The sequence below is a fragment of the Methylobacter sp. genome (assembly GCF_030680395.1).
Classification (GTDB): domain Bacteria; phylum Pseudomonadota; class Gammaproteobacteria; order Methylococcales; family Methylomonadaceae; genus Methylobacter_A.
In genome coordinates this window covers 54,981-78,241 of record NZ_JAUXVR010000041.1, presented here as the reverse complement: position 1 = coordinate 78,241, position 23,261 = coordinate 54,981, and the positions used below count along the sequence as shown (strand labels likewise).

Below are 23,261 nucleotides of genomic sequence, written 5' to 3'. Positions count from 1 at the left end.
CATCCTAATCACAGACCGACGCGATGGGTTTCGCTTTGCTCTACCCATCCTACAACCTATTTCCGAGGATGAAACCATGTGGGACTATTCAGATAAAGTTAAAGAACATTTTTTTAATCCCAAAAATGCGGGCGCGGTGGTTGATGCCAATGCGACAGGCGAAGTGGGTTCAATCAGCTGCGGCGATGCCTTACGGCTGACCCTGAAGGTTGACGATGACAGTGAAATCATCCTTGAAGCAGGCTTTCAAACTTTTGGTTGCGGTTCGGCGATTGCGTCGTCATCGGTGCTGACAGAAATCATTAAAGGCATGACGCTGGACGAAGCATTAAAAGTAACGAACCAGGATATTGCCGATCAACTCGAAGGCTTGCCGCCGGAAAAAATGCACTGTTCGGTCATGGGCCGCGAAGCCCTGCAAGCGGCGATAGCGAATTATCGCGGTGAAGAGTGGAAAGACGACCATGAAGAAGGTGCGCTGATCTGTAAATGTTTCGCGATTGATGCGGTGATGATCGAGGAAATGGTTTGGGCCAATAAATTGCGCACCGTTGAAGATGTCACCAACTTTACCAAAGCCGGCGGCGGCTGTGCGGCTTGCCATGAAGACATTGAAGCAATTCTGGAAAAAGTGTTGGCCGAAAAAGGCGAGAAATTCGATCCTACTGCCGCACCGGTAGCAGCTCCGGAAAAAATCGCAGCCGTTAAAGCGCCGTTGACCAATTTACAGCGCATCAAAAAGATTGAGGAAGTGCTGGAGTCGTTAAGACCGGCACTGATGGCGGACGGCGGCGACGTGGAATTGGTCGAAGTCATCGGCAACACCGCTTACGTCAACATGACCGGCGCGTGTAACGGTTGCCAGATGGCGGCGATGACGATTGCCGGAATTCAACAGCGCTTGATGGAAGTGATGGGCGAATTCATTAAAGTGGTCCCTGCTTCCGAAATGGCGAAATTAGTGAATATAGAGGTGGCGTGATGACTGACATTTATCTTGATAACAATGCCACCACCAAGGTTGATCCTGCGGTGGTCGATGTGATGATTCCTTATTTTCTTGAGCAATACGGCAATCCGTCATCCATCCATAAATTCGCCGACGGCGTGGCGCGCGGGCTTAAACAGGCCCGGCAGCAGGTTCAGGCCTTGATCGGCTGCGAACATGATTCCGAAATCATTTTTACCTCGTGCGGCACCGAATCAAACTCCACGGCGATTCTTTCCGCGATCAAGGCGCAACCGAACAAGAAAGAAATCATTACCACCACGGTAGAGCATCCGGCGATTTTAAGCCTGTGCGATTATCTTGAAAAAGAAGGTTACACCATCCATAGATTGCCGGTCGATAAAGCCGGGCGCTTGAATCTGGAATCCTATAAGAAATTGTTATCCGATCAGGTGGCGATTGTCTCGGTGATGTGGGCCAATAACGAAACCGGTACGATTTTTCCGGTCGCGGAAATGGCAGAGATGGCAAACGCCGCAGGCGTGATGTTTCATACCGACGCAGTTCAGGCGGTGGGCAAGATTCCGATGATGTTGCAGGATACCAAAATCGATATGTTGTCATTATCGGGACATAAGCTGCATGCACCCAAAGGCATCGGTGTTTTGTATCTACGCCGCGGCACCCGTTATCGCCCCTTGCTGCGCGGCGGTCATCAGGAACGGGGCAGAAGGGCAGGGACTGAAAACAGCGCGTCCATTGTCGGCCTGGGAAAAGCCTGCGAACTGGCGTTAGAGTATATCGAGTATGAAAACACCAAAGTCAAAGCCATGCGCGACCGTCTGGAACAAGGCATTACCGAACAGATTGGGCATTGTTTTGTAACCGGCGATATGTACAACCGCCTGCCTAACACCACCGACATAGCCTTTGAATATATCGAAGGCGAGTCGATTCTGATGTTATTGAATAAATACGGTATCGCGGCGTCGAGCGGTTCGGCGTGTACTTCCGGCTCATTGGAACCGTCGCATGTGATGCGGGCTATGGATATTCCTTACACCGCCGCGCACGGCACGATCCGGTTTTCGTTCTCGCGCTATAACACCATGGCGGAAGTGGATAAAGTTCTGGAGGTGATGCCCGGCATTGTGGCGACCTTGCGAAAGTTGTCGCCGTATTGGTCTGGAGATGGGCCGGTGGCAAATCCTGAGCAGGCGTTTAAGCCGACCTATGCGTAAGGGAGTTGGAGTTAAGTTTTTCTGCTGTTTTTTGACAAGTTTTGGATAAATCCCCATGCCCCGTCTTTTCGGCATCCATGCCGGAAAGACGGCGTTACGATTTGTAGATACCTTGTTAAGAAGGTAGCAATTCATGCCATAAATCGAGCCAATCTGGATTGCCTTGCTCGATTAAACCAATTTTTGCCATTCGCCGCCACTTCTTGATTTGTTTTTCCCGCAATATCGCACTTTCCATACGTTCATGTACTTCATACCACACGAGATTGTGAACGTTATACCGCTTGGTAAATCCATCGGCCAAATTATTTCTATGCTGAAAAATCCTTTTAATCAAATCAGAAGTTACTCCGACATAGAGCGTCCCATTACGACCATTCGCAAGAAGATAAACACACGGTTGCTTTTCCATGACGACACCTTGATTAAATTACCTGATTATAAAGAGTGCAAAAAACTCCGTCATTCCGGCATGGATGCCGGAATCCAGAGCCATGGATGGTAACTATTATTAATGGCACCCGTATCCGATTTTGGCATTATGCCTAGTCATATATTCACATCCATGTGACTGGATACTGGCATCCATGCCAGTATGACGGTGTTAGCTGAAGCATTTTTACTAATCAAGTTGCTTTTTGATTCGCATAGAGGCAACTTCTAACCAACCTTCTGCCGCTTCTTTAATATTGATTAGCGTTTCTTCAACTGTTTCACCTTCCGAAACACAGCCTACAAAAGCAGGAATTTCTGCCCAAAACCCGCCTTCTTCAGCAGGGTGGACTACAACTTGTAATTTCATAATTGCTCCGGTTTTTTGAGTTTTTCTGAAAAACAAAGTGAGGTGATCCATTTTTCCAACTGCTCTTGAGAAATGACGCGATCATTTAGAGAATCCTGTAAAGAACTTTCCTGAAATTATATGAAGCAAAATTTAATCTCCTTAGATCAATATTCTGTAGGTTAGAAACTCATTTTCATCCCACATCCGCTAGTGTCGATGTAGGCCTACAGACAACGGTTATTTAGGTTCTGTTGTTCCATTCTGAATTTAATGGCTTCAATCGGGTCGGGCGGCGTTATCGCATAGTGTTTGTTTTCGTAGGCTTCAATTAAGGTGACCAGCACTTCCATTTCGTCGGCTTCGGGTGTGTCAGGTTCCGTTTGAAAAACCATTTCCAGACGCTGGAGCGCGGCTTTTAATTCGTCATCGTTACGGATGGGCTTGATAATCATCGATTGTCTCCATGTTAATCAAGTCGTATTTACGGTGGTTACCCACTATCCCAAAGCCCGCAGCACAGCTTGCGGTTCTTTCGCCACGACATGCAGCAACGCCAATGCGGAGCCGTGAGGTTTGCGGTCGCCGCGTTCCCAATGGCGAAGCGTGCCGATACTGATGCAAAATTTAGCGGCAAAATCAGCTTGTGTCAGACCCAAGTTGTGGCGTAATTGCGCCACGTCAATTTCTTCCGGGCGATGTGTTTTCGCGGCAATGTCTTTGCCTTCGTTAAGGGCGATTGCCTCGTCTAAACCTTGAGCAATGCTTGCAAATGCGTTAGTCATGTTTCCTCTCTAATGCGCTATGTACGAGTAGTTTAACCAGCTTGGCAAGCTCGTTACGTTCGGATTTTGTGACGTTTTATTTTTCATTTTTCCCGAAAACGGTGAGCAAATACAGTGGAATGCGCGGATCATGGGAATAGTAAATGATTCGGACACCTCCCTCCGCTTTTCCCTTTACCTCCGGTCGCCCAACGAAGTTTACGAATACCGCCGGTACCTTCCATGATGTCACCGTTTAGCGAATGTGCCGCCAAATAGTCAATGACGGCCTTACGCTCTGCCTCAGAGAGCAGCTCGTTGGCGCGGCGGATGTATTCGGGTAATTCGGCAATTGTGGTCAACATAATTATTAGTGTAAGCCAATGGCTTATAGGGGGGCAAGACCTATTACTTGGTTTTTTGTAATCACTCTACTTTGTCGGCTTTACGACAATTTCTTTGTTTTTACGTTGCATTGTTCTGTCGGTATTGCGCTAATCAAGGTTTACATCCCGCTATTTCCGCTGGATAAACAGTTGGCAAGTATTTTGCTCTATGAAGATTAAAGGCATTACGCCAGTTAGCTTGAGTTTAGCCATGAAACCACAGACCCGCACTATTATCATCGACGACACCACGCTCAGGGATGGCGAGCAATCGGCCGGTGTTGCTTTTTCGCTGGACGAAAAGCTGGCGATTGCAACGCAGTTGGCGGAGTTGGGCGTGCCGGAGCTGGAAATCGGCATTCCGGCAATGGGCGCGGTGGAGCGGGACGAAATCAAGGCTATTGCAGCTTTAGGCTTACCCTCGAAGCTGTTGGTCTGGTCGAGAATGCGCCGCGATGATTTGCATGCTTGTTTGGATTTGAATGTGGATAAGGTCGATTTATCGATATCGGCTTCGGACCAACACATTCAGCACAAGCTTAAACAAAGTCGGCAATGGGTTTTAAACACCATTACCTGCTGCGTTCAGGAAGCGCGAAGTTTGAACATGGAGGTGTGCGTCGGTATGGAGGATGCCTCGCGAGCGGATGTGGATTTCTTGATACGCATGGCCGAAACCGCACAATTGGCCGGAGCAAGCAGGATTCGCTTTGCCGATACGGTTGGCATTATGGAACCGTTCGGCGTATTCGAGACGATCAAAAAGTTAAGAGCAGTGACCGATCTGGAAATTGAAATGCATGCCCATGACGATTTGGGGCTTGCTACCGCCAACACGTTGGCAGCGGCGTTGGCAGGTGCGACTCATGTCAACACCACGGTTAATGGTTTGGGCGAACGTGCCGGCAATGCCGCATTGGAAGAAGTGGTGGTTGGCTTAAAGCAATTATATGGCATTGAAACGGGGATTAATCTACACAATTTCCCCGCTCTATCCGAGCAGGTTGCAAGAGCATCGGGCGATGCAATCGGCAGCAGGAAAAGCCTGATCGGCAAAAACGTATTCAGCCATGAAGCCGGCATTCATGTCGATGGGCTGTTAAAGGACCCGAATAATTATCAAGGCGTCGACCCGGCCATTGTCGGCCGCAGTCATCAACTGGTTCTTGGTAAACATTCGGGTACTCAAGGCGTGATTCACGCTTATAAGCAAATAGGTATAGCGGTCAGTCGAATACAGGCACAAGCCTTATTAACCCAGGTTAGGCGCTTTGTCAGTGATACCAAAAGATCACCTAAAACCGAAGAGCTTAATCTTTTTCATCAAAATCTTTAGAGGGTGATCACCATGAACGAACATAAAGAACTGCCGTCAAGTGAGCTGGAAGTTAAAGAAACGTTGGAAGTACCGGATCAGGACGATCATTATCCCGGTTCTTTTTTCAGGATACCCGGTCCGCCTACGTTGGGTAAGACCGGTTGGAGTTTAAATTAATTTTATTCCCGTAGCCTGCTGTTTCCCAAGCTCCAGCTTGGGAAACAGCAGGCTACGGGACGCAGCGCGTCCGGCACGGCATTCCCACGCAGCGCGTGGGAACGAGGGTGTTTACCCTCCGTACTCAATAGGAGCTAAAAATGGTTATGGCCATATCAGATAACATTAAAAGCAAAACACAGGCGCCGTTGGGTTTTCTGTCTCAATGGCATGAAGATGTCTACTGTGTTTTTGGCCGCGATCCTGCCGCGCATAGTGTCTGGGAAATACTGCTGACCTATTCGGGGGTTCATGCGGTGCTAATGCACCGGATCAGTCACCGTTTATGGAAAGCCAACTGGAAACTGGCCGCCAGGATTTTAGCCGCGTCTGCCAGAATGCTGACCAATGTTGAAATTCATCCCGGCGCTACCATCGGCAGGCGATTATTTATCGACCACGCATTAGGCGTGGTGATCGGCGAGACGACAGAGATCGGCAACGATGTCACTTTGTATCATGGCGTGACCTTGGGCGGCACCACCTGGAACAAGGAAAAGCGTCATCCGACCTTGGGCAATAATGTGCTGGTGGGTTCCGGAGCCAAGATTCTCGGGGCGATTACCTTAGGCAACAACGTCCGTGTTGGCGCTAATTCGGTGGTGATTAAAGATGTACCGCCTTGCTGTACGGTGGTGGGTATTCCCGGCCGTGTTATTCAAAGCAAAGGTACCCAAATTCAAAACCGGCACGGTATCGATCTGGATCACCATTTGATTCCCGATCCGGTTGGCAAGGCCATCGCCTGTTTAATTGAGCGGATTGACGAACTGGAAGCCAAACAAACGGAATCGCCCAAAATAATGGCCGAAGAAAGTTGTGATCATTGCGATGCGGAAAGCGTCTGCACTCCCAAAAAAGAAAGTCCGGTAAAACTGGCGGCGAGGGGTTAAATGGATCTGTTGGATTTTGAAGCACAAGGTTTGTATTTTGAACAAGCGGATGTTGCGGGCGTTAAAGAGATGATAGCGGCCGCCGCGGAAAATTATGCGAATGGCGATGCCGAACTGCCTTTGCTGAAAGCTTATTTTTTGGCACCTGAATCGTTGAACGTACTGGTGGCATTAAACCGTTTTTATTATTACCAGCATCGACTGGAAGAAGCTTTAACGGCAACCACCAAAGCCCTGGTTGTGATCCGGCCGACCATAGCTTTTCCCGAGGATTGGCGGGAGCTGCAACCTAACCATGTTAGCGATGCACCGGCCGGTTTATTAATCAACATCAGGCTGTATTTGTTTACCCTGAAAGCCGTCGGTTTTTTGAATATGCGTTTGGAGAATCTGGATTTGAGTCAGGCTATTTTTGAAAAGCTGGTCGAGCTTGATAGTAGGGACAGAATCGGTGCACAGGGATTATTGGAATTGGTGGTCAAGCGTAAAACGGATGTAGGGTGGGCTGGCGCAGCATAAGCTAATATTTTTGAACCTCGATTGTTGGATTATGCTGCGCTAATCCAAATTTATTAACTGGAGCAAGATCATGTTGAAAAAAAACTTAACTGATTCATTACTGACCATTATGCCTATAGTGGCATTTGTTATTCTGGCACTTTACCTTTTAACTCAGGATGCCTCTTTAGTCGGCCCTCTTTAATTACCGGAGAAAACCCATGAGTTTTGAAGAAGAAATGGAAGAGTTGGAATCCGCAGAAGATTTTTTGCAATATTTTCAACTGGATTACATACCCAGCGTGGTGCATGTCAACCGTCTGCATATTTTGCAGCGGTTTCATGATTATTTACAAAAAGCCGCTGATGAAATGCCTGAACATGAACCGGCAAAGCGGGCAATCTACAGTAAATTGCTGATGCGGGCCTATCAGGATTTTGTCGAGTCCGATGCTCAAACCGAAAAAGTGTTTAAAGTGTTTGCAATGGGCGAGTTGTCGCAAACCGCATTTGTTTCTTTAAGCGATATAAAAACATGAAACCCGATCGCTACGACGAAGGCCGGTTTGATTTTGGCGAATCGGTTCGGGTCACCAGGAACGTCCGCAATGACGGCACTTATCCGGGTATGGACGTAGGCACTTTGTTAGTTCGCCGGGGCAGTGTCGGCAATATCCTTAATGTGGGCACTTTTCTACAGGACCAGGTTATTTTTACCGTCCATTTCCTGGCTGTTGACCGAATGGTGGGCTGTCGGCTGGAAGAACTGATCGGTGGAGATGAACCTTGGAATCCCAGTCGCTTCGAGTTCAGGGACAGGGTGGTTTGCACTATCGATTTAGGCATCCAGGGTAATATTCTGTTTACCAAAGGGACGGAAGGCGAGGTTTTTAAGGTGATTAGAGATAACGAGCTGATTCAATACCATGTCTCTTTTCAGGGTAGAATACTGCAAGTGCCTGAGACAGCTTTGGCTCCCGCACACCCTGAGTCATTTAATGAACCAGAGGTTTGATATGACTGTAATTGAAAAACCTGTCCAGCTGGAAACTTACAATTTACTGAGGGCGGCTTTAGCCTTATTCAAAAAATCGCCCAATGAATTGACGGAGGCTGAGTTACAGCAGGCGCAAATCCAGGCTTTAAATGAGTTCAGGATTGAGAGCAGGGTGCTGAATACGCCTGAAGCGGCGGCAGTCATCATTACCGATCATGAATTACAGCAGGCATATCAGGAAATTCGCGACCGCTATGACGATGAGGACGCTTTTTTCAGTGATCTGGAAAAAAACCGGCTCAGCAAAGCCAGCTTGCAGGCGGCCTTGCACCGTCAGTGCAAGGTCAATACGGTGCTGGAGTCGATTGCCAGTCATGCGCCCGCTATCAGCGATATCGACATTGGCATCTATTACCATCTCCATGCCGAGCAATTTAATCGTCCTGAACGGCGTGAAGTCAGTCATATCTTCATCAGCATTAATCCGGATTATGCTGAGAATACCCCTGAAGCGGCGTTAAGTCGCGCTCAGGAACTTGCCGAAAAACTGCATAAAAAGCCGCACAAGTTTGCCGATCTGGCCTTAAGGCATTCCGAATGCCCGACCGCGTTGCAAGGCGGGGTTCTGGGTATCGTGCCGCGCGGCACGCTTTATCCTGAATTGGATGCGGTGCTGTTCAACTTGAAACCGGGTGAAGTCAGCGATGCGGTCAAATCGGAAATCGGTTTTCATGTGCTGTTGTGCAAGAGCATACAAAAGGCTGAAACCTTGTCTTTGGCAAAAGCCACACCCAAAATACGCCAGCTAATGAAAGAACGCGCCCGGCGTACCTGCCAGCGCGCCTGGTTAGCCGGTTTAGCCACTCCTGAATCCGAGGAAAGCAAATGAGCGATAAAGAAATCAAACACTGTTCTTTTTGCGGCATAGAGCAATCCGCTTCGGTACCTTTGATTGCCGGTAGCGAAGGTTATATTTGCGGGGCTTGCGTGTCATTAGCCCATCAGGTTGTCAGTAACTGGAGCCGGAAAAAAGAGCTTTCCGAAATGCAGGGCGCATTGCCTATTCCTGCAAAAATCAAAGACCATCTTGATCAATATATTATCGGACAGCATCTGGCCAAAGAAATATTGGCGGTTGCTGTTTATAACCATTACAAGCGCCTGAAGCACGAAAGCGGAGACGCGGGTTTGGGCGAATTCGATAAAGATGTGGAAATCGGTAAATCCAATATTCTGTTAATCGGGCCGTCCGGTACCGGGAAGACGCTGTTAGCCAGCACTTTGGCAAAAATTGTCGGGGTACCGTTTGTTATTGCCGATGCGACAACACTGACCCAGGCGGGTTATGTCGGCGATGACGTGGAAAACATCCTGGTCAGATTGTTGGATGTCGCCGAAGGCAATATGGTCAACGCAGAATGGGGTATCGTCTATCTGGATGAAATCGACAAAATCGCCCGCAGTCCGGAGCAGCAAACCGGAACCCGCGATGTGTCCGGCGAAGGCGTGCAACAGGCATTGTTAAGACTGGTTGAAGGCTCGCACGTTAAGATTCCGGCCAAAGGGCGTAATAAAGACGGCGACATAACCATGGATACGCGCAATATTCTGTTTATCGCCGGCGGTTCATTTCCGGGCCTTGAAAAACATGTCGAAAAACGTTTAGTGCCGACCAATTCCGCTATCGGCTTTCATGCCGAAGTGAATAAAACGGCTGAAAAACCGTCATTGGACGATATGCTGAATGCGACACAACCGAGCGATTTGCGAAAATTCGGCTTAATCCCCGAGTTTATCGGTCGTTTTCCGGTATTGGCTCCTTTAGAAGCGCTTGATGTTGACGCCTTGATTCGGGTTTTGACCGAACCCAAAAATGCGCTGGTGCGCCAATATCAACAACTGTTTGCTTACGAAGGCGTGGAGTTGAAATTCGAACATGATGCCTTGATCGAAATCGCCAAAAAAGCCATCGAACGTGAAACCGGGGCGCGCGGTTTACGCAGCATTATGGAGCAGATCTTACGCAAAACAATGTTCGATATTCCATCTGCGGATGACGTTGAGCAATGCATTGTCGATGCGGATGTGGTTAAAGGGGAAGGCCAGATCAGGTTGATCAAAAAGGCTGAAACCAAACTCCGGCAGCAGGTCGGGTAGGGGTTAATACCTCGTTCCCACGCGCTGCGTGGGAATGCAGTTAAGGCGCGCTGAGCCACGAATCACGCGCAGTACACAGTAACAGGGGACGCAGCGCGTCCCTCCATGGCATTCCCACGCAACGCGTGGGAACGAGAAAACAAAAAACGGGAAGCTTATGAAAACCGAAGACAAAATCCTCAAGCAGTTGGCAGACAATCCGGTCATCCTGTACATGAAAGGCGTACCGACTAATCCGCAATGCGGGTTTTCCGCCAAAACGGTCGGCATACTCAATACGACCCATATTCCTTACGCTTATGTCAATGTGCTGGAAGCGCCGTTTATCCGTGAGAAGTTGCCGAGCATTTCCCATTGGCCGACTTATCCGCAATTATTTGTTAACGGCGAGCTGGTAGGCGGTTGCGACATTATTGAAGAAATGTCCAACAACGGCAGCTTATTACCCTTATTGACAGCCGCCGCGCCGAAAAAAGCGGAAGCTGAAAGCGATGCACTAAGCGTTAGCGAGGTTACGCAACTGGTGCAGCAGGGCATTGACGATGCCAAAGTGATGATCGAAGGCGAGGGCTGCGATTTAACGATCACCGTGGTCAGTTCGCAATTTAACGATTTAACGATAGTAAAAAAACAGCAGTTGGTTCTGGCAACGCTAAAAGAACCTTTGGCCTCCGGCAAGCTTCATGCGGTCAGCGTTAAAGCGTTTACTCCGGATGAATGGCAGGATAAACAACAGGCTGGCGGACTGCTACAAATTCAGCATTGAACTATTGATATAAACAATAGATAAGAAATTCTCACCACGAACGACTGCATGGACAGATATTTGCTCCTCGGTAATTGCTCCTGCATTACTCTACCTCCTGTATCCATACAGTCGTGCAATATCTGCATTCCCCACTTCCCTGTGGGTTATGTAGAAGGTACGACGTCCAAGGACGGGGGAGGTAGAATTGCGTCTGGAACAGCAATCGAGAGCAATGCAGGAGCAATTGCCGAGACACGAAGAGCACGAAGTTTTACTTTCGGTTTCTTCGTGCTCTTCGTGCCTTCGTGGTGAAAAGTTTTTATTTACTTACTAACGAGTAGCTCACCCGTTAAGCGAGGACATCATGGCTAAAGTAGGCGTTTTTTTCGGTACGGATACAGGCAATACGCGGCGGATTGCAAAAGACATAACAACGGCATTGGGTTCGGCCATTGCCGCCAAGCCGGTGAATATCCGCAATGCCGCAGTGGCGGATTTGCAGGCGTATGACACCTTGATTCTGGGTACGCCCACGTATGGCGAAGGCCAATTGCCCGGCTTATCAACCGGCAATGCGACAACCAGTTGGGAGGAGTTTTTGCCGACGCTGGCCGGGCAGGATTTCAGCGGTAAAAAAGTGGCGATTTACGGGTTGGGCAATCAAAAAAGTTATCCGGTGGAATTTGTCGATGCAATGATCTATTTGTATGAGCAGTTTAAACAATGCGGCGCAACCATGATTGGCGCATGGGATACCGAAGGTTACAACTTTCAAAAATCCAAAGCCGTCGTCGATAATCGCTTTGTAGGTTTGGCATTGGATCAGGAAAACCAAAAAGAGCTTACGCCGGAAAGACTGGACGCATGGTTGAAAATGTTGGCGAAGGCTTGGAGTTAAAGTCAGGATTATCAATGGCAAATGACAATGCAAAACCGGCCTGCAGGCGCGATGAATTGGATGAGGTCAGCTATTTAACGCGAAACGTCTGTTTTAAAAAACAGCCGGTTTCGGCCATTATTTTCGCGTTTGAAGGCATTGCTTATGCATATGTCAACCATTGCATGCACATGCACAGACCGCTAAATTGCGAGCAGGACGCTATCTTTGACGAAACCGGCTTATATCTGCGTTGTTCGATGCACGGCTTTATCTTCGATCCCACAACCGGAGAGTGCCAAAGCCCGGTTTGTTTCGGTCAGCGCTTGCAATCGCTGCGTTTGAAAGAGGTTGACGGCAGCCTCTATTTTGCCGAAAAGCATCTGACCCTTATCGATTGAATGGTGGTAGCGATGATAGAAGAATTAGCGGTCGTGGTGAAAATAGAAAACCATCAGGTCTGGGTCGAAAGCGGAGCAAACAGCGCATGCGGCGGTTGTCTGCAAAAAACCTCGTGTACCGCCAACGCAATCGGCAGCGTTCTTAAGAAAAAGTCGGTACCGGTCGATAGCGATATTCAACTGAAAACCGGCGACGAAGTCATGGTTGCGATCGATGAAAATCTGCTGCTGCGCGCGTCCCTGTTATTGTATCTGGTGCCGTTAATAGCCTTGTTTACCGGCGCAGGCATGGCCGAGTGGCTGTTGCCGGTTGATGCCCATTACGCGGATTTATGGATTGCCGGCAGCGCCGTACTGAGCTTTACAGTTTCGTTATGGTTAATCAATAAAGCGCAAAGTCTGTTGATACTGAATTATTATGCCCGGCCTGTCGTAGTTCGGAAGGTTTAACCTTCGATGCCGGTATGAATGTCTGGGCCATTGATAAAGATGTTCCGCTTAAGCTCCTGTTATTGGAGTTGGTTCATCGTTACGGTGAAAACACCCTGGCGTTGAACAATCAGGAGCAGCATTTTCAAGCTATCGAACTCTGCACGGTTAACGAACCGGATATTTCCGCCTATATCTACACCTTCGGCCAGAATTCAGGACGTTACGGCATAGACCTGAAATACCCGATTTCCATGCATAACATTGTCGGCGAAAATGAAAACCTGACCTTGGACCAAATCATAGAGACACTTTCCACTCATCTTTTTTAACGCTTGCCTATTATGAATCAAGAACAACAATCCGAATTTCGTTATTTTGTCAGTTATAGCGGCGTCAAGCTGCCGTTAAAGCTGGTCAACGAAATAACCGGAGACAGCTTAAACAATCGAAACACGTATTACCGCAGTCGTTTTGATGACCAGGGCAGAATGCTGCTTTGCCAGAAAGTGGTTTACGGCGAGGTTGAATCCGAACATCAGTATCAATATTACGATGACGGCGTTTTAAAGCATGCGCAAATAACCGAGGACGATGAAGTGCGCGAGATTTACTTTAATGAGTCGGGCGAGATGGAGTGTCGCGGCACAATGATCTAATTTGAAAAACGCTTGCTTACAGGGATAACCTTACGGAACGTTAAGTTGATGCGCCCCTCCGTGACGTTTTGATCGAGTGGAATGCTGTGCAGCCAATGGTGCTGAAAAGTCGGCTGCATAACCAGCAAGGTGCCGCTACACAATAATACCCGGCCATTTTCCGACGATTGTTTATGCCTGAACTCGAAGTGGCGTTCCGCGCCGAACGTCAATGACGCGATAAAGGGTTGTTCGCCCAGTTCCGGCTCGTTATCCGAATGCCAACCGACATAATCATTGCCGTTTCGATACAGATTAACCAATACCGAGTTAAAGGAGAAATTTAAGGCTGACTCGATTTTGGCTCTGATCTCGGACAGCAAAGGCGTCCATGACCGGGTTTGCAGCAGGTTGTTACTATAGCTGTAGCGAATACCCGGATCGGCGTGCCAGGTTTGTAATCTGGGCAGGGTAAATTGCCGTCCGGCGACGGCATATCGATTATCGGGCCAATTTTGTTCATGCAGTAAACGCCGATAGATGCGTTCGCATTCGGCGGCATCGTAAAAGTCTTCAATGATCTCCAGTTCGGGGTAGCGCACCATCGACCTACGCTTGGGACTGTACTTTAATGTGCGCCGCCAACGCGCTGTCCATCGTCGTTACGTGAAGCCCGAACCATTGCGGGAGGCGGTCTTTGACAAACGAACGGCCAAAAGCAATCAGTCCTTTATCAACCCGCGATTTAAATTGCTTGAATTCTCCGAGAACCCGTTGATGTTCGCCTTTGTGTTCGGTCTCTCCAGGAAAGGAAAATTGCTGCATCAACTGGTTTTCCCGATCAAAATGCTGTTCGGTCTGTTCGTACAATTGCTGGAACAAGGCTGGGAAAGTCGCGTTATCGGCAGACTCCAGTTTGTTTAACAGGCTGATAAACTCATCATGATCGTTATCGATCAGCGTATAGCCGACGATAAGTGCGTCGGTTTTTTCAATTATTGTCATTTTGTGTTTTCCTCATTTTTAGGTGCTATGTCACTGCCATTAAGTTAATAATTTTAGTGAGCGCTGGTTCCCACACGCCGCGAGTTATGACCCCGAGCGGGACGGGGGTTGCACCTCCGTCCCTAGCGTTTTCGATAACTACTGTCATATCTTTATCCGCCAAACGTTTCGGACGGGGTTGCAAACCCCGTCCAGCCACAGCGCTGGTTCCCACACGCCGCGAGTTATGACCCCGAGCGGGACGGGGTTTGCACCCTCGTCCCCAGCGTTTTCGATAACTACTGTCATATCTTCATCCGCCAAACGTTTCGGACGGGGTTGCAAACCCCGTCCAGCCACGCCTTCCAGGTTTTTAAAACCTGGAAGGTGTGCATAGCGCATGCCCCGTCCAGCCGCAGAATGCTCAACTATGGTTTTTAGGCTAATCCAAACGATAGCCTTCTTCGGCCAAGACGCGCCTGACTACCGGGCGCTCAAGCATCAATCGATAATGTTTCAAGCAATTTTCCGGCAGTACAATCCCGGTTTTGTAGGCCCAAAACTCGACATAAAACAAAGCCGCATCGGCGATGCTGAAAGAACCCATGACATAGCCTTCAGGCGGCAAACCGTCATTAATGACCGCAAACCCTCGTCTAACGATATCCATGCCTTGAGCTCTGACGGCCTCAAAATCGGCTTCATTGAGCGCGAACCGGTCGGTCGTAAAAATTCTGGCGAAACCCTGTCCGTGAACAGTGCCGACCACGTAATCCATCAGCTCAATGACGTGCGCGTCGCCGTCCGGGTCGCCGGGCAACAGTTTGGCTTTGGGATAGCTTCGCGCCAACCAATAGGCGATCGCTTGAAATTCGGTCAGTGCAGTGCCGTCGTTGCGCACCAGCGTCGGGATGGTGGCTTTCGGGTTTACGGCAAGATAATCCGGCGTATTTTGATCCCCAGCCAATAAATTCACGAGATGCGCTTCGAAAACCAAGTCGATCTCTTCCATTAAAATATGGATGCCTGTCGAGCAGGAGCCGGGCGTTAAATACAATTTCATTCGATTTTCCTGTGTGTTTTGAACGGACTGCGTTACCTGCATTCCAGAAAATAAGCATTAATAGTTAAAGCAAAGCTCTGCCAAAGCCCGGCGATGTCCCGCATCACCGCGTTAACGTAGGTTTTGTCCGGTTTATGTTCGTCGGGAAAATTGGATAACGCGCAGGAGGTGCGATGTTTATCGACGACAAACACTAAGAAATCGTCAACGAATCCGTCGAAAGCGCCCAGCGCTTGCTGGGTTACATTCGATAACCCTTGATTAACGGAACTTGCGGCGCTATCGAACGGCAGCGTTTTCACAAATGCCAGCGCCTCGTCATAAGCCTGTTCCAAAACGATCAACACATTGCGTTGAAAACAGCCGTCCCATTGTTGCCGCGAAAGATCTTGGGCGAGTAACTGCTCATATTGTTTTTTCAACACCGGCTTTCGTTCGGCGATATAGCGGCACAATTGAGCAATGCTGTCGGCGTTGTTCATCATTTATGTCCTTAGGATATGGTCGGTAATAACTTCCCGAAACATAAACTCATCGTTCCCACGCTCTGCGTGGGAACCATAAATGTCCTTCGGTTAAATACGACGAAAGCATTAATTCAATTTCTCCAACAACGCCGGCTGCGCTAGTTCCCAAGCTCCTGCTTGGGAATTCGGTACGGGAAGCTCTAGCTTCCCGGCTCGCAAAGCTGGAGCTTTGCTCACTGGGTTCCCAAGCGGGAGCTTGGGAACCAGCGTATCTCTTAACTTAATGGCAGCGACGCAGAGCGTGGGAACCATAAATGTCCTTCGGTTAAATACGACGAAAGCATTAATTCAATTTCTCCAACAACGCCGGCTTAATCTGGTCCAGCCAGCCGATAATCCGGGTTGTGGTCATTTCGGGTTGGCTATGATGATCCAGCACCAGGCCGACAAACTGATTGTCGATAACCGAGTGCGAGCGGGTGAAGTGATAGCCTTCGGTGCTCCAGGCCCCTATAACCTCTGCGCCGTAAGCAACAAAGTGCTGATACAAATGAATCAGGGAACTGGCAAAGCGATCGTAATATTTCTGTTGGTTGCCCAAACCGAACAGGGCGACCCGTTTTCCGGATAAGTCGGCATCATCGAGGCGGAATAAAAACTCTTCCCAGTTTCCCTGCTCACTGCCTGTCGTTCTGCCGGGCAATTCTCCGACCCCGTAACTGGGCGCGCCCAGAATCAGGGCTTTATACTGCAATAATTCCGATACCTTGGCCTGATTAACATTAGCCGGTTCGCTGGCGATTTCATCGCCTAAAACCCGGTACATAATCTGGGCCATCGCTTCTGTCATGCCGGTCTCAGTGCCGTAAAATATTCCGATCTTGTTCATAATTAAATCCAAGTTAATCGTCCACTAACTGCACAGCAATATTTAAACCAACACCCGCTTTCTTCTGATTATTTCGCAGAAGTGACCGGTAGTCCGCTTCAGAAACAACATACTTCAGATTAGTTATGCTTTTTTCTGGTCATCTTAGTAACAATATGGCCGGAAAGTGGGTAGCTTTGTTACAAAATAACGACGCATAAGCGTGATGCCTAAGTTCAGTCAGACACGATTAAACTTGATCGTTTAATTTGCGGACGCCTTAAGAACGCTTAATTATCAATGTATTATAATTATTTGTTGTCGGTTTTTCTCCTTGTCAAGCCACGCTCTCCCTGAATGGCATCATAATTGATGCTTCATAAGCACTATCGATTTGGGAGCTAAATATTATGACCACCTACGCCATCGGCAATGTAAAAGGCAATTATCAGTTACTATTAAAGTTATTGGAGAAAATACAGTTTGATCCGGAAAACGACTGCTTATGGTTTACCGGTAATTTAGTCAATGAAGGGCCGGAGTCTCTGGCTGTACTCAGATTTGTCAAGGGCTTGGGCAAAAAAGCAGTTACGGTGCTGGGCAATCAGGAGTTGCATTTGTTGACAGTAGCGGAAGGCTTTGAACAATCGGAAGCGGGTGACACCCTGGATGAAATTCTTAATGCCCCGGATCGGGACGAGCTATTAAAGTGGCTGCGCCGCCGGGCACTTATTCATCATGATTCCAAACTCAACTTTACCCTGGTGCATGCGGGCATCCCTGCTGAATGGAGTTTTAGCCAGGCGTTAACGTTTGCCTACGAAGTTGAATCGGTATTGTCTCAGGGTAATTATCTGGCTTTACTCGAAAACAGGGAGCCAGACCAATCGCTTTGGCATGCAAAACTCAGGGGTTGGAAGCGGCTGCGTTTTATCGCCAATGCCTATACCCTGATGAAATATTGCAACGAGCAAGGCAAACTGGATTTCAATACCAGCGGCGCGACAGGAACGCAAGCCGAAGGTTGGGTGCCCTGGTACCGGTTACCCGACCGTCTTACATCCAATTTGAATATCATTTTTGCTGATGACTCTGATTTTGAAGACGACATCTTCCCCGGCATTTATCCATTACCAACCCAAGGACAGCTATCCGCATTAAAGCTGGCGGCAACGCCTGAAAGAATCAGCATGGTTTGTTCGGAAGTGTGTCAATAAAAGATCGGAATGCTCGGTTTATTGCATGATTACGCGATGCAGGACGTTTTATTGCGGTTGGCTGGACATTAAAAATTATTGCAAAGTTGCAAACCTACTCAAAATCACTAAACGTAAACAATAAAAAGTTGAATGGCTGAATATTTTAATATATGCTTATCCATATGTTCATAACAGGGTTGAAAATAATGTCTCCGGCTCAATTTTTTAAATGTTTGTCTGATGAAACGCGTTTACGGTGCGTTGCTTTGCTGCAAAAGCAAGGCAAGCTCTGCGTCTGCGAATTAACGGCGGCGCTGGATTTATCTCAGCCTAAAATTTCCCGGCATTTAGCGTTGCTGCGTCAATGCGGATTATTACTGGACAGCCGCGAAGGGCAGTGGGTTTTTTATCAGATCAACCCGAAATTGCCTGCCTGGGCCTTTCCGATTCTGGAGAATGCTTTAGTGGCGGTTGAAAATGGCAGTGTTTTTCATAAGGATTTGGAACGCCTGCATAACATGGAAGACAGGCCTGAAATGGCAAGCTGCTGCTGATTTTTTAAAGCTACTATATCCGCTTATTCGCATATCACTTTATAGGTATTAAAATGAAAAGACTACACATCCACTTGGCGGTAGAAAACCTCGAGCAGAACATTCATTTTTACAGCACGCTGTTCGGCTGCGGACCCACCGTACAACATGACGATTATGCGAAATGGATGCTGGACGATCCACGGGTTAATTTTGCTATTTCCAACCGCAGCGCCCAACTCGGCCTCGACCACCTCGGCATTCAGGCGGAGGACGATCAGGAATTACAGGCGATCAAACAGCGCCTGGACGCCACGCAACAACCTGTCGAAACCCAGGAACAGTCCGCTTGCTGTTATATGCGTTCCGACAAACACTGGATCACCGATCCGCAAGGCATTGCCTGGGAGTCGTTTCATTCGCTGTCCGAGGTTCCCACGTTTAACGATAAAAAAGCGCCATCCGACGGCGAAAACCCATTCGCTTGCCGACCTGCCGGAAATGCCGACTCATCCTGTTGCGGATAACTGACACGCTAATAATTTGCTGCAAAGGAGGGTAAAAACATGCGCGTATTTTGGAAAGCCGAGCGGAAATCGCTGATCCTGATAACGGCGGTTTTTATTGCCTGTTTTTATCTGCCGGTATCTATAAACGCGGCGGCCATCGTGCTGACTGCCAAGAAGAAATCAAGAAAATTTTGCAACCCCTTCAATAACGTTATTCGAGAGACAATATGTTAAACATTCTGGTTATTTGTACCGGTAACTCCTGCCGCAGTGTTATGGGAGAAGCCTTATTCAATCATTTGGGTCAAGGCCGTATCAAAGCCTTTTCTGCCGGCAGTCAGCCGATAGGCAGAATTAACACAGGCGCATTGGCCACCTTGAAACGCCATGATTTGCCGACGGAAGGTTATAAAAGCCAATCCTGGGAAGAGTTTGAAGACCAGCCGATGGATATCGTCATTACCGTTTGTGACAACGCCGCCGGTGAAACCTGCCCGGTTTATTTGACTAAAGCGGTTCGGGCGCATTGGGGCGTCTCCGATCCGGGGCATGTGGAAGGGACTGAAGACGAAAAAATTGCTGCTTTCGAGCAGACATTCAGTACGCTGAAGTTGCGTGTCGAAAAAATGCTTGAATTACCCCTGGAAACGATGCCCCCTGAACAATTGACCGCAGAACTCAATGCCATTGGCCAACTCGATAGCTAATTAACCAGGACCACGTCCATGAGTAAGATAAAAATACAATTATCCAGGAAGATTGCCAGCCCTCCGGCTTCTATAGACACGCCCAAACGTCTGGGTTTTGTTGAGCGGTTTCTGACATTATGGATTTTTATAACCATGGCAACCGGCGTTGCCCTGGGCTATTTCATGCCCAGTTTCACTCAGTGGCTAACCCGTTTTCAGGTTGGAACCACCTCTATTCCCATTGCTATTGGCCTTATTCTTATGATGTATCCGCCGTTGGCCAAAGTCCGTTACGAGGAACTGCCCAAGGTTTTCAGGAACACTAAAGTTCTTATGCTTTCCTTGATCCAGAACTGGATAATCGGCCCGGTGCTTATGTTCGTTTTGGCTATCACTTTTCTCCGGGATTACCCTGATTATATGGTGGGACTGATCATTATCGGCCTGTCCCGTTGCATCGCCATGGTTCTGGTCTGGAATGATTTGGCTCAGGGCGACACCGAATATTGTGCGGGCTTGGTGGCGTTCAATTCCATCTTCCAGATGCTGTTTTTTTCCATCTACGCCTACGTTTTCGTCACTGTCCTGCCCGACTGGTTAGGGATCGCTTCCGGCCTTGAAGTCCCGATTACCATTCTTCAGGTCGCCGAAAGCGTGCTGATCTACCTGGGTATCCCTTTTTTTGGCGGCATGCTCACCCGTTTTTTTATGGTGCGGCGCAAAGGACGAGACTGGTATGAAGAAAAATTTATTCCCAAAATCAGCCCCATTACGCTCATAGCCCTGTTGTTCACGATACTGGTGATGTTCTCCCTTAAAGGTGAATATATCGTGCAGTTGCCGCTGGATGTGGTGCGCATTGCCATACCCCTGGTGATCTATTTCATTATCATGTTTCTGGTTACGTTTTACATGTCAGCCAAGGCCGGTGCCGGGTATCGCATTAGCGCCACGCTTTCGTTTACCGCCGCCAGTAACAACTTTGAATTGGCGATTGCGGTGGCCGTAGCAGTTTTCGGCCTCCAGTCAGGGCAAGCATTTGCCGCGGTCATTGGTCCTCTGGTGGAGGTTCCTGTACTAATCGGCCTGGTCAAAGTGGCCCTTTACTTCAGGCGAAAATATTTTACGACTTTGGGTGTCGCATAAAGCAAAGGCGGATTATTAACGCAACCCCATCTTTGTATTTTGAATAATCGTAAACTCACACAATCCACTTAATTAAAAAGGTAACGCATTATGAAAAAAATTGAAGTATTCGATCCTGCCATGTGCTGCAACACCGGCGTCTGCGGAACTGATGTAGACCAGGCGCTGGTCACGTTTTCTGTCGATGTGGACTGGTTAAAACAGCAAGGTGGAACAATCAACCGCTATAACCTTTCCCAGCAGCCGATGGTTTTTGTTGAAAATCCGGTCGTGCATGCCTTTCTGGAACGCTCAGGCGAGCAAGGGCTGCCGCTGGTTCTGGTCGATGGCGAAATCGCCCTGGCCGGTCGCTATCCTTCCAGGGATGAACTGGGAAATTGGTGCGGTACTCATGAGGTTTCTGCCGACTCTGCGCCTTCCGAAAGCAGTTGCTGTAAGCCTGGTTGTTGTTGAGTACCGGTCATGAAATTTCTACAGCAAGCGCCGGGTTTTTTATTTTTCACCGGCAAAGGCGGCGTCGGCAAGACCTCGCTGGCTTGTGCAACTGCGGTTTATCTGGCCGAGGCCGGAAAGAGGATTTTACTGGTCAGCACCGATCCCGCATCCAATGTCGGCCAGGTTTTCGATGCGGCAATCGGTCATCAGATAACGCCGATTCCCGGAGTGACTAATCTCGATGCATTGGAAATTAATCCGGCGCAAGCAGCCGCACTTTATCGCGAGCGCATTGTCGGCCCGATACGCGGCAAATTGCCGGAGTCAGCCGTCAAAAGCATTGAAGAGCAGCTTTCCGGCGCCTGCACCACTGAAATCGCAGCCTTTGATGAATTCACCGCACTGCTGACCGATTCCGAACTGACCAGCCGATACGATCATATCCTCTTCGATACCGCGCCCACTGGGCATACCATCCGCCTGCTGCAATTACCCGGCGCCTGGGACAGCTTTATCGAAAAGAATCCCGAAGGCGCTTCCTGTCTGGGGCCTCTGGCCGGTCTCGAAAAACAGCGGCAGCGTTATCATCAGGCCGTTACGGCATTGTCGGACCCGGCGCGCACGCGCTTGGTGCTGGTTGCCCGAGCGCAGAACTCGACCTTGCAGGAAGTGGCGCGAACCAGCGGCGAGTTGGCCGACATCGGACTTAACAATCAGTATCTGGTGATCAATGGCTGCATGCCCGAGAGCGAGATCGACGATCCGCTCGCCGCAGCGATTTATCGGCGCGAACGGCAAGCATTGCAAACCATGCCTGAGCCTCTACGCGAATTGGTAACCGATCATACCCGGTTATTGCCTTGCAATCTGGTGGGTCTGGAGGCATTGCGCTCCCTGTTGAGCGGGGAGCAGAGCCGTGCCATTGCGTCCGCCGGTGACTATCAGTCGCCTTTGCTGCCTTCCATGCAAGAGATGGTTGATGAGATGGCTAAGCCGGGCCACGGTTTGATTATGCTGATGGGCAAGGGCGGCGTAGGTAAAACGACGATGTCCGCTGCCATTGCCGTGGCGCTGGCCGAACGCGGTTATCAGGTGCATCTGACAACCTCCGATCCGGCTGCACATCTGACCGAAACACTGATTGGCGAGTTGGGTAATCTGACGGTCAGTCGCATTGATCCGCACGCAGAAACAGAACTTTATCGTCAGCACGTGCTCGAAAGCAAAGGTAAAAATCTGGATGCGCAGGGGCGTTCTTTGCTCGAAGAAGATTTACGCTCTCCCTGCACCGAGGAAATCGCGGTGTTTCAGGCATTCTCCCGCATCATTCGCGAGGCTACGGCGCATTTTATCGTAATGGATACCGCGCCGACCGGGCATACCCTGTTGTTACTCGATGCAACAGGCGCCTATCACCGTGAAATTGCCCGGCACATGGAAGGCAAATCCTTGCATTTTACGACGCCGATGATGCGTCTTCAGGACCCTGAACAGACCAAAGTGCTGATTGTTACACTGGCGGAAACCACCCCAGTACTTGAGGCGGCCAGTCTGCAGGAAGATTTGCGCCGGGCCGGGATTGAGCCCTGGGCGTGGATTGTGAACAACAGCCTGGCGGCGGCCCAACCGTCTTCTATGCTGTTGCGGCAACGCGCGGTTCAGGAACAGCAGCAGATCGAAAATGTCCGGCAACATTATGCAAAACGGCTTGCCATCGTGCCCGTGTTAATGGAAGAACCTGTCGGTGTGCAACGGTTACAGGTGCTGCTGACCTCAAGATAATGAGTAGGTAAGAATATGAAGCCGCCAATGAAGTCCCGAAGACATATACCCTTTAAGACTTTATAACGTTGCGCCTGTAGAAAGGGGCAAGAGGTTGTAGAGGCTTTTCTTATCGGGATAACTTCCAAAATCAGGCATGCTATCCCGGTTATTGAATAGTGTCGGAAGGTTGTTGCCGGAATTCGGCAAGAACATGGGTCGCCTCTTTATCAACGATTAATCCTTAAAGCGGACAGCATTAAGGCATGATTTATGTGTGTTCTATTTGAGCTTAATATGATTTTAAGCCAATC

General features: G+C 49.0%; 32 protein-coding genes. 23 read left to right on the top strand and 9 right to left on the bottom strand.

Annotated features, from left to right (window positions below; all coding sequences use genetic code 11):
- Positions 1-76: 76 nt before the first annotated feature.
- Both nifU and nifS read left to right on the top strand, forming a co-directional pair.
- Positions 77-982, top strand: coding sequence for a Fe-S cluster assembly protein NifU (gene nifU, locus Q8L79_RS16175; protein WP_305273349.1), 906 nt, complete (start codon positions 77-79; stop codon positions 980-982).
- On the top strand, positions 982-2,190 hold the full coding sequence (gene nifS / locus Q8L79_RS16170; protein WP_305273347.1) for a cysteine desulfurase NifS: 1,209 nt from the start codon (positions 982-984) through the stop codon (positions 2,188-2,190). Before nifU ends, nifS begins: the two co-directional genes overlap by 1 nt.
- A gap of 115 nt (positions 2,191-2,305) precedes the next feature.
- Here nifS and Q8L79_RS16165 read toward each other — a convergent pair whose 3' ends face one another.
- The 4 genes from Q8L79_RS16165 to Q8L79_RS16150 all read right to left on the bottom strand — a co-directional run bounded on the left by Q8L79_RS16165 (position 2,306) and on the right by Q8L79_RS16150 (position 3,756).
- Positions 2,306-2,602: a GIY-YIG nuclease family protein gene (locus Q8L79_RS16165; protein WP_305273345.1), complete on the bottom strand. Its 297-nt coding sequence runs from the start codon at positions 2,600-2,602 to the stop codon at positions 2,306-2,308.
- Positions 2,603-2,812: 210 nt separating this feature from the next.
- Entirely contained in the window at positions 2,813-3,043 is a 231-nt protein-coding gene (locus tag Q8L79_RS16160; protein WP_305273343.1) for a type II toxin-antitoxin system HicB family antitoxin, read from the bottom strand.
- Positions 3,044-3,198: 155 nt separating this feature from the next.
- Positions 3,199-3,426, bottom strand: coding sequence for a type II toxin-antitoxin system HigA family antitoxin (locus Q8L79_RS16155; protein WP_305273341.1), 228 nt, complete (start codon positions 3,424-3,426; stop codon positions 3,199-3,201).
- A 45-nt stretch (positions 3,427-3,471) separates the two neighbouring features.
- A complete protein-coding gene (locus tag Q8L79_RS16150) occupies positions 3,472-3,756 on the bottom strand; it encodes a DNA-binding transcriptional regulator (RefSeq protein ID WP_305273339.1) in 285 nt (94 codons plus the stop codon).
- A gap of 576 nt (positions 3,757-4,332) precedes the next feature.
- Between Q8L79_RS16150 and nifV the strand changes: the two genes are divergently transcribed.
- The 14 genes from nifV to Q8L79_RS16080 all read left to right on the top strand — a co-directional run bounded on the left by nifV (position 4,333) and on the right by Q8L79_RS16080 (position 13,314).
- Positions 4,333-5,457, top strand: a complete 1,125-nt coding sequence (nifV, locus tag Q8L79_RS16145; RefSeq protein ID WP_305273337.1) for a homocitrate synthase — start codon at positions 4,333-4,335, stop codon at positions 5,455-5,457.
- 12 nt (positions 5,458-5,469) lie between these two features.
- Entirely contained in the window at positions 5,470-5,616 is a 147-nt protein-coding gene (locus tag Q8L79_RS16140) for a hypothetical protein (RefSeq protein ID WP_305273335.1), read from the top strand.
- Positions 5,617-5,756: 140 nt separating this feature from the next.
- Complete coding sequence (cysE, locus tag Q8L79_RS16135) at positions 5,757-6,548, top strand: serine O-acetyltransferase (protein WP_370870015.1); 792 nt, start codon at positions 5,757-5,759, stop codon at positions 6,546-6,548.
- The gene (locus tag Q8L79_RS16130) at positions 6,549-7,067 is read left to right on the top strand and encodes a hypothetical protein (RefSeq protein WP_305273329.1); all 519 of its coding nucleotides are present in this window, start codon (positions 6,549-6,551) and stop codon (positions 7,065-7,067) included. It begins immediately after the preceding gene.
- 200 nt (positions 7,068-7,267) lie between these two features.
- Complete coding sequence (nifW, locus tag Q8L79_RS16125) at positions 7,268-7,585, top strand: nitrogenase-stabilizing/protective protein NifW (protein ID WP_305273326.1); 318 nt, start codon at positions 7,268-7,270, stop codon at positions 7,583-7,585.
- A complete protein-coding gene (locus Q8L79_RS16120) occupies positions 7,582-8,061 on the top strand; it encodes a nitrogen fixation protein NifZ (RefSeq protein WP_305273324.1) in 480 nt (159 codons plus the stop codon). Before nifW ends, Q8L79_RS16120 begins: the two co-directional genes overlap by 4 nt.
- 1 nt (position 8,062) lies before the next feature.
- Positions 8,063-8,932 carry a nitrogen fixation protein NifM gene (gene nifM, locus Q8L79_RS16115; RefSeq protein WP_305273321.1) on the top strand — a complete coding sequence of 290 codons (870 nt, stop codon included), beginning with the start codon at positions 8,063-8,065 and terminating at the stop codon, positions 8,930-8,932.
- Positions 8,929-10,200, top strand: a complete 1,272-nt coding sequence (gene clpX / locus Q8L79_RS16110) for an ATP-dependent Clp protease ATP-binding subunit ClpX (protein ID WP_305273318.1) — start codon at positions 8,929-8,931, stop codon at positions 10,198-10,200. Before nifM ends, clpX begins: the two co-directional genes overlap by 4 nt.
- A 157-nt stretch (positions 10,201-10,357) precedes the next feature.
- Complete coding sequence (grxD, locus tag Q8L79_RS16105; protein ID WP_305273315.1) at positions 10,358-10,966, top strand: Grx4 family monothiol glutaredoxin; 609 nt, start codon at positions 10,358-10,360, stop codon at positions 10,964-10,966.
- 346 nt (positions 10,967-11,312) lie between these two features.
- On the top strand, positions 11,313-11,846 hold the full coding sequence (locus Q8L79_RS16100; protein ID WP_305273312.1) for a flavodoxin: 534 nt from the start codon (positions 11,313-11,315) through the stop codon (positions 11,844-11,846).
- Positions 11,813-12,226 (top strand): Rieske 2Fe-2S domain-containing protein, encoded by a 414-nt coding sequence (locus Q8L79_RS16095; protein ID WP_305273310.1) that lies wholly within the window; start codon positions 11,813-11,815, stop codon positions 12,224-12,226. The genes Q8L79_RS16100 and Q8L79_RS16095 overlap by 34 nt, the downstream gene beginning before the upstream one ends.
- Positions 12,227-12,238: 12 nt before the next feature.
- A complete protein-coding gene (locus Q8L79_RS16090; protein ID WP_305273307.1) occupies positions 12,239-12,676 on the top strand; it encodes a SoxR reducing system RseC family protein in 438 nt (145 codons plus the stop codon).
- 14 nt (positions 12,677-12,690) lie between these two features.
- Positions 12,691-12,987, top strand: coding sequence for a hypothetical protein (locus tag Q8L79_RS16085; protein WP_305273306.1), 297 nt, complete (start codon positions 12,691-12,693; stop codon positions 12,985-12,987).
- Positions 12,988-12,999: 12 nt separating this feature from the next.
- Positions 13,000-13,314, top strand: coding sequence for a DUF6156 family protein (locus Q8L79_RS16080; RefSeq protein WP_305273304.1), 315 nt, complete (start codon positions 13,000-13,002; stop codon positions 13,312-13,314).
- On the opposite strand, the gene Q8L79_RS16075 is transcribed toward Q8L79_RS16080, so the two are convergent.
- The 5 genes from Q8L79_RS16075 to Q8L79_RS16055 all read right to left on the bottom strand — a co-directional run bounded on the left by Q8L79_RS16075 (position 13,311) and on the right by Q8L79_RS16055 (position 16,696).
- Positions 13,311-13,898 carry an alpha-ketoglutarate-dependent dioxygenase AlkB gene (locus Q8L79_RS16075; RefSeq protein WP_305273301.1) on the bottom strand — a complete coding sequence of 196 codons (588 nt, stop codon included), beginning with the start codon at positions 13,896-13,898 and terminating at the stop codon, positions 13,311-13,313. The two genes, Q8L79_RS16080 and Q8L79_RS16075, sit on opposite strands and share 4 nt — an antisense overlap.
- Before the next feature lie 4 nt (positions 13,899-13,902).
- Complete coding sequence (locus Q8L79_RS16070) at positions 13,903-14,298, bottom strand: bacteriohemerythrin (protein ID WP_305273299.1); 396 nt, start codon at positions 14,296-14,298, stop codon at positions 13,903-13,905.
- A 421-nt stretch (positions 14,299-14,719) separates the two neighbouring features.
- Positions 14,720-15,340: a glutathione S-transferase family protein gene (locus tag Q8L79_RS16065; protein WP_305273296.1), complete on the bottom strand. Its 621-nt coding sequence runs from the start codon at positions 15,338-15,340 to the stop codon at positions 14,720-14,722.
- A 32-nt stretch (positions 15,341-15,372) separates the two neighbouring features.
- Positions 15,373-15,825: an amine oxidase gene (locus tag Q8L79_RS16060; protein ID WP_305273294.1), complete on the bottom strand. Its 453-nt coding sequence runs from the start codon at positions 15,823-15,825 to the stop codon at positions 15,373-15,375.
- A 325-nt stretch (positions 15,826-16,150) separates the two neighbouring features.
- Positions 16,151-16,696 (bottom strand): flavodoxin, encoded by a 546-nt coding sequence (locus tag Q8L79_RS16055; RefSeq protein WP_305273292.1) that lies wholly within the window; start codon positions 16,694-16,696, stop codon positions 16,151-16,153.
- A gap of 389 nt (positions 16,697-17,085) precedes the next feature.
- Between Q8L79_RS16055 and Q8L79_RS16050 the strand changes: the two genes are divergently transcribed.
- The 7 genes from Q8L79_RS16050 to arsA all read left to right on the top strand — a co-directional run bounded on the left by Q8L79_RS16050 (position 17,086) and on the right by arsA (position 22,968).
- Entirely contained in the window at positions 17,086-17,892 is an 807-nt protein-coding gene (locus Q8L79_RS16050) for a symmetrical bis(5'-nucleosyl)-tetraphosphatase (protein WP_305273288.1), read from the top strand.
- 188 nt (positions 17,893-18,080) lie between these two features.
- On the top strand, positions 18,081-18,428 hold the full coding sequence (locus Q8L79_RS16045; protein WP_370870013.1) for a metalloregulator ArsR/SmtB family transcription factor: 348 nt from the start codon (positions 18,081-18,083) through the stop codon (positions 18,426-18,428).
- Positions 18,429-18,481: 53 nt separating this feature from the next.
- Positions 18,482-18,934 (top strand): ArsI/CadI family heavy metal resistance metalloenzyme, encoded by a 453-nt coding sequence (locus tag Q8L79_RS16040; protein ID WP_305273283.1) that lies wholly within the window; start codon positions 18,482-18,484, stop codon positions 18,932-18,934.
- Between the two features lie 209 nt (positions 18,935-19,143).
- The gene (locus Q8L79_RS16035) at positions 19,144-19,623 is read left to right on the top strand and encodes an arsenate reductase ArsC (protein WP_305273281.1); all 480 of its coding nucleotides are present in this window, start codon (positions 19,144-19,146) and stop codon (positions 19,621-19,623) included.
- Positions 19,624-19,641: 18 nt separating this feature from the next.
- A complete protein-coding gene (arsB, locus tag Q8L79_RS16030; protein ID WP_305273279.1) occupies positions 19,642-20,751 on the top strand; it encodes an ACR3 family arsenite efflux transporter in 1,110 nt (369 codons plus the stop codon).
- A 90-nt stretch (positions 20,752-20,841) separates the two neighbouring features.
- A complete protein-coding gene (gene arsD / locus Q8L79_RS16025) occupies positions 20,842-21,204 on the top strand; it encodes an arsenite efflux transporter metallochaperone ArsD (RefSeq protein ID WP_305273278.1) in 363 nt (120 codons plus the stop codon).
- A gap of 9 nt (positions 21,205-21,213) precedes the next feature.
- Positions 21,214-22,968, top strand: coding sequence for an arsenical pump-driving ATPase (arsA, locus tag Q8L79_RS16020; RefSeq protein ID WP_305273274.1), 1,755 nt, complete (start codon positions 21,214-21,216; stop codon positions 22,966-22,968).
- Positions 22,969-23,261: the final 293 nt, after the last annotated feature.